Here is a 9141-nt window from a genome sequence, read left to right as displayed (position 1 = left end):
TTATTCTATAGGGAAACTCACTTGTTTTCTATTTTTTTGAATAAAAATAACGTTCATGAAGTTTCCGCACCGATCTGATTAGAGATCGGTGCTTTTTTCTTCACCAACGTTATTTATTGTAGAACCAGCTCTATTTGGTTTAAAAACAAAAAAACAGCATAAAAAAACCGGTAGATATTTGAAATATCTACCGATTTAGTATGGGTCGGGACGGAATCGAACCGCCGACACTTAGAGCTTCAATCTAATGCTCTACCAACTGAGCTACCGACCCGGAAAAGATGGAGGAGGTAGAGGGATTCGAACCCCCGCGCGATTTGACTCGCCTGTTGGTTTTCAAGACCAATCCCTTCAGCCGGACTTGGGTATACCTCCGTATGGAGCGGAAGACGAGGTTCGAACTCGCGACCCCCACCTTGGCAAGGTGATGTTCTACCACTGAACTACTTCCGCAATATCAAGTAAGAAAAAATGGAGGAGATAGAGGGATTCGAACCCCCGCGCGATTTGACTCGCCTGTTGGTTTTCAAGACCAATCCCTTCAGCCGGACTTGGGTATATCTCCATATGGAGCGGAAGACGAGGTTCGAACTCGCGACCCCCACCTTGGCAAGGTGATGTTCTACCACTGAACTACTTCCGCATGTCTTACTGACAAGAAATATAATATCATGTTCTAAAAAATCGGTCAATAGTTTTTCCAAAAAAACTTTTTAAAAAGATAAACTCCCCACCTTTTAGTATTAAACAACTAAAAAGATGGAGAGTGTTTTTGTAGAATAGTTTATTCTGCTGGCGCTACGAATTTACGAGAAGCTAATTCAGAATCTAACATGAAGATCGCATTCGCGTCATTTTGGATACGAGAAATTTTAGAAATTAAAGTATCGAAAGTTGACTCTTCTTCAATTTGTTCGTCGATGAACCATTTTAGGAATGCCATAGTTGCGTGTTCACGCTCATCTAAAGCGATATCCGATAAGTTATAAATACGACGTGTCACTTCTTTTTCGTGTTTCAGTGCCGTTTCGAATACTTCTAAAATGTTTGTGAAATCATTTTTCACGCTTGGGAATTCCGCGATTGTTACACGTTGACCCATATCGCTTAGGAAATTATAAAATTTCATTGCGTGGAAACGCTCTTCTTCCGCTTGTACTAAGAAGAAATTTGCAAAACCATCATAATCTTGGTCTGTGCAGTACGCTGCCATTGCTAAATATGCGTGAGCTGAATAAAATTCAAAATTTAATTGATCGTTTAATGCTACATGTAGTTTTTCTGAAATCATACTAACCACTCCTATTCATTAATACGTACATATTACCACATTTTACTTATATTTTCGTTCAAAAAGTCTTGAAATAACTGTATGTTATGATAGAAACAGAAATTTTTACTGGAGTGAATAGCTTGAACTTTATTTCAATGGTTATAAAAACAGCCAATCAATGGCCGGATAGTATTTGCGGAATTGAATTAATCAAAATAGAAGAAAATAAAGAAACGGACTCTTTCTCAACATTTATTCATACGTCACAATCATTCGATCCATTTTACACATCTGTGCATGGCATTGAAGCGAATGACGTTGCGAATTCACCCACTTTTGAGCAAATGATCCCCGTTTTAGAACAATGGCTACAAAATGAAACGGTACTCTCTTTTCATCATGAATTTGAAGCACAATGTTTGAATGAATGTTTTGAACAACTTGGCAAACTAAAACCTATTTTCACGCATTATAGTGTTTTACCCTATTTTAAAAATAAAATTGATGAATCGTATTTTTCCTACACTTTACATGATTTGACGAATCATTTTATTCAAGAAGACGTCTATAATGATGCTGAAAAAATCGCGAAATTAGTTGTCCACTTTTTACAAAACGAGGCACACTGGACTGCAAAATTAGTTGAAAATACAGTAATCACGCAAAAAGAAATTCAATCGATTTTTCAAAAAACGGTTGTTTTCACAGGTGGTTTAAGTGGTATGCGTAGAGCAGAGGCTGCAAAATTAGTCATGCAAGCCGGTGGAGCATTTAGTAATACGATGTCCAAAAAAGTAGATTTACTTGTCGTCAGCAATTCGAGTTTCGAGAAGTTTAACAATAACGGTGCGCAAAGCTCAAAATGGGTGAAAGCTGCATCTTTGCAAAACGCAGGACATGAAATTACCATTTTAACCGAAGATGAGTTTCTGCCACTTATCAAATAGTCGTTAGGAGGAATTATTTTGTATTTAGTTGAATTACTTCAAGGTGATCGTCGCCATACAGTCGGATTATTCGCGGAAAAAGAGGAAGCGATTGAATGGGTCGAGTCGGTTCCCTATGTGCATAAACAGGTCGATGTTTTTGATGAACATGAATTCGTCAACTACTCAATGAATTTTGATGAGTTGCCATTATATGAAGAAATCGTTTGGAAAAAGAGCCGCTTCCCGCTGACAAAATATATGTTTACACCAGATGATGGTGAAATAACTGTGTTAATTTGGGATCGATTAGTGCCAATGGATGAAGTGGATGGATTAACGGATGATGCTACGCAAGTGGATGCATACGTCATTCCAAATGCGGAAGCAGCGCGCTATATCCAATCTCGTGAAGAAATACGTGAAGCTTTATTCAATCACTATGGAAAACGTGCTGAAACAGGTGGAGTCGGTTCAGAAGATGGTGAATATATTACGGTTGAAAATGGGCCATTTATTCATTTAGATGCACTGACCGTTCAACAATGGGATGAAAAAACTTCGATTGAGCAATTTATCGAACTTATTTCTCAATAAAAAGAAGAAAGCGACAAACACTGTAAAATCAGTATTTGTCGCTTTTTTTAACGAGCGCTAAATTATTTACGGTCGTCTTCCCGCCATTTTTCAATGATTTCTTATAACCAACTTTAAAATCAGCTTTATTCATACTTCTTTCGCCACTTAAGACACATTGATACATGCCATTTTTCTGCTTATTTCGCTCGAAAACTTGATACATCAAAGAACGCCATTCACTATGATTTGATTTTTTCAACTTCGCTAAAGATACATCGGACTCGTATGGTTCTTTTGGAGAGAAAATCGTATCGATCATGAGCAATTCGCTTTGAACACATTTTTTATAATAGATTTCTTCATAATTGAAAAACACTTGTAAAAACGGCTGCTCATCCCAATTTTGCTGAATGAACTCTTTTTGTTGGCGGTATGTATAATCTTTTTGAACGATTGTTCTCGCTAACTCCGTAATATTCACTTGCTTTCGCTCTTTAAATAATAGTAAAGCCGGTAACTCCTTCGTTACTAAGAAATACTTCAAAATAGCCATTAAATCAATGATTTCGTACATCGGTTGAAGTTCATCTTCTATGAAAAATTGCAGTTCCAACTGTTCTGCAAACTGGCGAATTTGACCATTTGTGAGCTTGCTTGAAAGCCCATTCTGTATGCAAAAACGAGGCAATTGTTCGAGCATTAGAGCATATGCATCGACATCATTCTCATAAACTAGTACATCTTCTGAAATCGTCTTTTCATCATGTAAATAATGCATCGCATACACACCCATCGGCACGCTTTCAGCAAAGTAATTCCGCTTCATATCTGCAAAATCAAGGTGATTATTCATCCGTAATGCTAATTGTTCCATTACTTGTGCGGAAATAATCTCCGTCACTTTTCGATCAGAAATGCCTTCGAAAGTCTCGTCACCATTTTCACCTGCAAGAAGTGATTGTGGATTTGACCAAGCGATTTTCTCAACCCAATCATCGATAAAACTCACGATATTCGCCACTTTTGTGCCACCAGCAACTTCACCGCGCAACGCTCTCCCTACCATTTGTGTCATAAAGATCGATGAAATCGTCGGTCGCGTTAAAAATACCGATTGAACATCTGGAAAATCCGCACCTTCCGTCAAAATATTAACATTTATGAGTATAGGAAATTCATTATTTCGAAATGCTTGGATTGTATCCGCATTATGATCTACATCATTTTGAGAAATGACAACTCGCGCATCCACTTGATGTTGTTGGAATAATAACGCTAGCATCGTCGCATGAAGTTGATTAATAGCAAATAAAATCGTTTTGCCAAATTGATTAGCGGACGCAATATATTGTTGTACAATTAGTAAATTTCTCGGATGATGTTCGACAAGTTTATCCATAATTTTCTCTGGTAGTTGATCTGTAAACCTTAAAGTTTCCAATTGTTCGGCCGTTAATTTCTGTGCAATTTGGACATCGGTTTGCATCGAAAAGAAATGCGGTTCGGATAAAATTCCACTTGCTACAAGGTTTTTTAAGTCTTTCTTATACAAAATGCCATCCTTAAACAACTTACGCAGCGCACCACTTTCAGATTCTGCCGTTCGGAATGGTGTCGCAGTCAGGCCGAGCAAATACAGCCGATCCAAGCTTTTTTCGAGTGAGCGAATAAGTTGGATATAGGTTCTCGAAGTCGCATGATGCGCCTCGTCGATCACTAAAAACAATTCGTCATCCTCCGCTAACCAATTCGCTAATCGCTCGCCATGATGCGTCAAACTATCTTTACTCGCAATAATTAGTTGCTCATCTTGAATCATCGTTGCGTGGTCGTGGATACCTGATACAACACGGTATTTCACCGGTTTTTCAACTTGATTGCGCATCGTTTCTAACGCTTGATTCAACAATTCATGGCGATGGGCTATCCACAGTACTTTCTTCCTTTTTGACAATGCCGCTTCCCAAATCCATCTCACAGCAGTCGTTGTCTTCCCGCCCCCCGTCGGCAGTACGAGCATTCCTTTAAATGAATCATTGCCAATCATTTTACGGTGAATTCTGTTCACAGCTTCCGCTTGGAAAGCATAGAGCGCAGGGGCTTTGCTCGTCGTTGGTGCAAGTACGCGACTTTTCGCATTATATTGGAAGTGAATGGCATCATCTAAGTCGATTTCAAGCCAACTTTCCACCTGATCGGGCAGTAACATCGTCAAATTTGTTCGTTGGATTGCTTGGTCAATTTCATGAATCATCTTTTTTGAACGTGAACGGTAACCTAGCTTTTTTATAAAACTACGACATTTTAATGATGTTCGACTATTTTTATTTAATTTTGCTTTCGATTCAATTTCACTTAAAACTTCAATCATTGCACAAGAATCCCCTTTTACGAATATTTGTTCCTATTATAACATTGTTTTGTTTTCTTTTAAAATGGGAAAATCATTACATAAAGGAGTCGATCCATCTATGAAAAAACAAAAACATAAAATTGATCCTTCAGAAGAAACAACAATCTCTTACGATACGGTGCTAGACGAAGTAATTGACCCTAAAAATGAGGATGAAAATGCTGAAGCAGAATATGAAGGAGTCGATCCTGAAACTATTGATGACCAGCCTCCTTATTAAATAACTGATGAGGAAGGGATCTGAATGAAAATCGCTGTAATTGGTGCAACAAGTCACGGAATGACACTTGCTGCCTACTTAAAAACTATTTATGATGATGTCACATTAGTTGACTTAGAAATCGCACCTTTAGAAGCCATCCAACTTCATGGCATTAATGTCGTTGGGGCTACTACTTTTCAAGTGAATAATATTGCAGTGAAAACAGCAGAACAATTAGAAAGTGATTATGATTTAATCTTCATTTTCTCACCTTCTCGTTCAAATTCTTTACTATTCCCTATGATTGAATCGAAAATTAAAGCGACTTGCATGATTGTTTCGTTCCAAGAAAACTTGTCAGATTGGCGGACAATTCGTACATTTACAAAACAGCCTGTATTTTCAGCCGTTTGCCATTTTCAAGCTACGCTAAAAAATACGCACACTGTTTCAATTACAACGGATCTCGAATATTTTTCTCGACATGCATTCGACCTTTGCGACTACAAGCAAATGCATCCATTCAATGCCGCCGAAATCAAAAATATTTTAGATGCTGTCGGACATACGATGCTGACTTCGTTGCCGACAAATATTAAATGGAGCAAAACGCTATTTTCGAGTGCAATCGACCGACTTTCAAGCGCGCTAAACTGCTCATACGGCGATATTTTGCATCATTCTACGGCATTATTAACAGCCATCCACATTGCAGATGAAATCGTACGTACTGCAAAAAAGAGGAATATTATTTTATCAACGACTGGTGGGGCAAACTTTAATGATTTAATCATTAATTCGGACACGAAGCTGGAGGAACTCGTCCCTGTTTTTCAAATGTTAATTCTGCCTCATCAATATACACGCACAAATATACTGAAAAGCGAATTATTCGAATATGATATTATCGATGATTTAGTGACGGAAGCATTAAAAGTGGATCAGCCTACGCCATACTTGGATTTGCTGTCGTATTGCCTACACTTTTTGCGTGATCGACCATTTCATGAAAATATCCAATTGTTTGAACCGCTCATTTTAGGAAATACTTTAAAATAATAAAAATAGAGAATGCCCGCTGCTTAAAAACAGTTTGCATTCTCATATTTTTTTACAAATAATCACTTTTATTTATCATTTTACAATGAAATTCGATATAATCATATTAATTATATTCTTGCGAGGTGTAGTATGGAAACTCAAATTATTAATAAAAATGGCATTCGGAAGGCTTTTCTTCAATTACAAGCCGAACCACATGCACAACCAATTAAAGTAACGACCATTTGCCACTTTTTGAACATTTCGAGAGCTGCATTCGTCGCCCATTATCCTTCCATTGAAGAATTGGTGGATGATATTTTATGCAATACTGCAAATGAAGTAGTTGAATCATTAGATACTACTTATTTCTATGCAAATCAGCAAAATGAAATGCAGTTACCGTATCATTTTAAGAAATTCGCAGAAATTTATCAGATAATGCTAAAAGGAAAAAAACCGCTTCTATTACATAATGTATTTTTTGAACATCTTAGAATGAAGATTGTGCAAAAGCTGATTACCGAACAAAAAGTGCGTGAATCCTATGCTCAACTGATCGCGAGTTACCATACTTACGCTGTCATACGAATGATTACGCTAAATATTCAACAGGAAGTTACTTCAGCGTACCATTCGATAAATCCATTGGTAGATTAACGACACCGACAAGCTCGTCTTTTTTGGCATCCCACACTTGGCATTCGATGACGATTGAATCTGCATCAGCACCTTTTAATAGATGATAATGAATTAAAGGTAGGCCGATTGTTTGGAATAGCGCTTCTTGATTACTTTTCGCGTATGCTTTGCCATCTACATTTACTCGAATACTTTCATAATCACTTTGTTGATCGATGCTTTCTACTGCTTCAAACTTGCTCGAACCACTCACTTGCTTCAACATAGCTGCAAGATTTTTCTTTGAATCTGCGACTAATTCTTTGTACTGCTCATCAGACATTTGGAAAATTGTTTCGGAATCCTTCACTTCTGATTTTTCATAAATTGACGGGTCCCATTCTTCCACTAAACCATTTTCTGCTACATATTCGTTTGGCACTTTAATTGTTTTACTAATGACTACTTTTTCTTCTTCTTTTACATTGCCTTCTGCTTGTTGGTCTTTCGTACCACAAGCACCAAGCATTAATGCGCATACCGTTAGTACCGCTAAGGATTTTCTCATAAAAACCCCTCCTTTCCCTTATTCTAACAAATTTCAACAAACAAAAAAAGAAGCTGTTTTACCAGCTCCTCTGTTTTCTAATTTACTCGTATTCTTTTTCGAATGTTTTCGTAGAACGAACTGTATCAAAATGACGTACGACACTTTCGATATATTCACGTTTTGGTTCTAAAAATGGCGGTAATGATAATTTTTCACCTAATGTTTCGTATGGCTCATCGCCCATGAATCCTGGACCATCAGTTGCGAATTCGAATAGAATCCCTTGTGCAACGCGAACATACAATGATTCAAAGAAATGGCGGTTTACATAACCAGAAGTATTGTAGCCGATTTCTTCCATTCGTTTAATCCAGAATTCTAATACTTCGCGATCCTCTACGCGTAAAGCTGCGTGATGAACAGTCCCAAATCCTTGTACCGCATGTGGTGAATTTTCATCATGTTTCACGATTACTCTCGCACCATTGCCGCCAGTTCCTACTTCGAATAAATGCACATCGCCTGCTTGATCGATTTCTCTGAAGTTTAATGCATTTTCTAACATCATTTTGAAATAGCTGAAATCTGCGATTGTTACTTCCACTGGACCTAATCCTGTTATTGCGAACTCTAGAGGGATTGGACCATTTTTCCAAGGTTTACCGCTTTGGATACCTGTATTATTTTCATCTGAAATTAATTGATAGCGTTGATCATCGAAGTCACTAAATGGTAATACTTTTACGCCCAAATTGTGTTTGAATACCGTCGTTTTGTACTTCTAAACGATTGAAGCGTTTTTGCCAATACTCAAGTGCCGCATCAGTTGGTACGCGGAAACTTGTTCTTGAAATTTCATTCGTACCGTGACGTCCTTTTGGAATGCCTGGAAAATCGAAGAATGTCATATCTGTACCAGCAGAACCTTGATCATCCGCGAAAAACGTATGGTAAGTTTGGATATCATCTTGGTTGACTGTTTTTTTCACTAATCGCATACCTAGTACATTTGTAAAGAATTCATAGTTTTTTTCTGCACTACTTGTAATAGCTGTTACGTGGTGAATACCTTTTAATTCGTTTTTCATGATTAATTCCTCCAATTATATATGTTTGGCGTTTTTGCCAACTTTTTTTAATACTTCAATAACTGCTTTTTTCTCATCTTCAGAAGCGACTGCGAAAATTTTATTGACCAAAGCTTCGTGAACCGGGAAAATTTCTTCAATAAATGCTCGACCTGAATCCGTCAAAGCTGTGAAAGTCACGCGGCGATCGGTCGGACACGATACTCGTTGTACATACCCTTTTTGCTGTAATTTATCAACAACATACGTAATACTTCCGCTCGTTATTAATATTTTCTCGCCAATCCGTTGAATGGGTTGTTCACCTTTATGATACAGAAGCTCTAAGACCGCAAACTCTGTTAAATTAATATGAAATTGCTGCATATCTTTGCGAAGCACTTCGTCAATCGTTTGAGATGCTCGCAGTAAGACGGTCAAAGCTTTCAGAGAAATTTTTTCCTCCATT

At 37.6% G+C, this 9141-nt stretch carries 9 protein-coding genes, 5 tRNA genes and 1 pseudogene; 5 read left to right on the top strand and 10 right to left on the bottom strand.

What is annotated here, in order from left to right; all coding sequences use genetic code 11:
- Positions 1–201: 201 nt before the first annotated feature.
- From DF281_RS11350 to DF281_RS11325, 6 genes are all read right to left on the bottom strand, one after another.
- Positions 202–274, bottom strand: a tRNA-Phe gene (locus DF281_RS11350).
- An 8-nt stretch (positions 275–282) separates the two neighbouring features.
- Positions 283–375 (bottom strand) — tRNA-Ser (locus DF281_RS11345).
- 3 nt (positions 376–378) lie between these two features.
- A tRNA-Gly gene (locus DF281_RS11340) sits at positions 379–453 on the bottom strand.
- A gap of 19 nt (positions 454–472) precedes the next feature.
- Positions 473–565 (bottom strand) — tRNA-Ser (locus tag DF281_RS11335).
- Between the two features lie 3 nt (positions 566–568).
- A tRNA-Gly gene (locus tag DF281_RS11330) sits at positions 569–643 on the bottom strand.
- A 141-nt stretch (positions 644–784) separates the two neighbouring features.
- Positions 785–1291, bottom strand: a complete 507-nt coding sequence (locus DF281_RS11325) for a ferritin (protein WP_109350377.1) — start codon at positions 1289–1291, stop codon at positions 785–787.
- Between the two features lie 122 nt (positions 1292–1413).
- Between DF281_RS11325 and DF281_RS11320 the strand changes: the two genes are divergently transcribed.
- Both DF281_RS11320 and DF281_RS11315 read left to right on the top strand, forming a co-directional pair.
- Positions 1414–2220: an exonuclease domain-containing protein gene (locus tag DF281_RS11320; RefSeq protein ID WP_166636129.1), complete on the top strand. Its 807-nt coding sequence runs from the start codon at positions 1414–1416 to the stop codon at positions 2218–2220.
- Positions 2221–2238: 18 nt separating this feature from the next.
- Positions 2239–2796 (top strand): hypothetical protein, encoded by a 558-nt coding sequence (locus tag DF281_RS11315; RefSeq protein ID WP_109350375.1) that lies wholly within the window; start codon positions 2239–2241, stop codon positions 2794–2796.
- A gap of 28 nt (positions 2797–2824) precedes the next feature.
- Here DF281_RS11315 and DF281_RS11310 read toward each other — a convergent pair whose 3' ends face one another.
- Positions 2825–5149: a DEAD/DEAH box helicase gene (locus tag DF281_RS11310; protein WP_109350374.1), complete on the bottom strand. Its 2325-nt coding sequence runs from the start codon at positions 5147–5149 to the stop codon at positions 2825–2827.
- 100 nt (positions 5150–5249) lie between these two features.
- On the opposite strand from DF281_RS11310, the gene DF281_RS14765 reads away from it, so the two are divergent.
- The 3 genes from DF281_RS14765 (at position 5250) to DF281_RS11300 (ending at position 7094) form a co-directional block, all read left to right on the top strand.
- Positions 5250–5411, top strand: coding sequence for a hypothetical protein (locus tag DF281_RS14765; protein ID WP_166636128.1), 162 nt, complete (start codon positions 5250–5252; stop codon positions 5409–5411).
- A gap of 24 nt (positions 5412–5435) precedes the next feature.
- On the top strand, positions 5436–6452 hold the full coding sequence (locus tag DF281_RS11305; protein ID WP_109350373.1) for a ketopantoate reductase family protein: 1017 nt from the start codon (positions 5436–5438) through the stop codon (positions 6450–6452).
- Positions 6453–6584: 132 nt separating this feature from the next.
- Complete coding sequence (locus DF281_RS11300) at positions 6585–7094, top strand: hypothetical protein (RefSeq protein WP_109350372.1); 510 nt, start codon at positions 6585–6587, stop codon at positions 7092–7094.
- Here the strand turns inward: DF281_RS11300 and DF281_RS11295 are convergent.
- From DF281_RS11295 to DF281_RS11285, 3 genes and pseudogenes are all read right to left on the bottom strand, one after another.
- On the bottom strand, positions 7054–7623 hold the full coding sequence (locus DF281_RS11295) for a hypothetical protein (RefSeq protein ID WP_109350371.1): 570 nt from the start codon (positions 7621–7623) through the stop codon (positions 7054–7056). The two genes, DF281_RS11300 and DF281_RS11295, sit on opposite strands and share 41 nt — an antisense overlap.
- Positions 7624–7705: 82 nt before the next feature.
- Positions 7706–8693, bottom strand: a pseudogene (locus DF281_RS11290) (ring-cleaving dioxygenase).
- Between the two features lie 15 nt (positions 8694–8708).
- Positions 8709–9140 (bottom strand): MarR family winged helix-turn-helix transcriptional regulator, encoded by a 432-nt coding sequence (locus DF281_RS11285; protein ID WP_109350370.1) that lies wholly within the window; start codon positions 9138–9140, stop codon positions 8709–8711.
- Between the last annotated feature and the right edge of the window lies 1 nt (position 9141).

Source organism: Kurthia zopfii (assembly GCF_003143955.1).
Classification (GTDB): Bacteria; Bacillota; Bacilli; order Bacillales_A; family Planococcaceae; genus Kurthia; species Kurthia zopfii.
This window is presented reverse-complemented; position numbering and strand designations above follow the sequence as displayed.

Bases quoted from the DNA above. Each gene is read 5' to 3' on its own strand.
- DF281_RS11310 (WP_109350374.1), bottom strand. From the start codon at position 5,149: ATGATTGAAGTTTTAAGTGAAATTGAATCGAAAGCAAAATTAAATAAA.
- DF281_RS11295 (WP_109350371.1), bottom strand. From the start codon at position 7,623: ATGAGAAAATCCTTAGCGGTACTAACGGTATGCGCATTAATGCTTGGT.
- DF281_RS11305 (WP_109350373.1), top strand. From the start codon at position 5,436: ATGAAAATCGCTGTAATTGGTGCAACAAGTCACGGAATGACACTTGCT.
- DF281_RS11285 (WP_109350370.1), bottom strand. From the start codon at position 9,140: ATGGAGGAAAAAATTTCTCTGAAAGCTTTGACCGTCTTACTGCGAGCA.
- DF281_RS11300 (WP_109350372.1), top strand. From the start codon at position 6,585: ATGGAAACTCAAATTATTAATAAAAATGGCATTCGGAAGGCTTTTCTT.
- DF281_RS14765 (WP_166636128.1), top strand. From the start codon at position 5,250: ATGAAAAAACAAAAACATAAAATTGATCCTTCAGAAGAAACAACAATC.
- DF281_RS11325 (WP_109350377.1), bottom strand. From the start codon at position 1,291: ATGATTTCAGAAAAACTACATGTAGCATTAAACGATCAATTAAATTTT.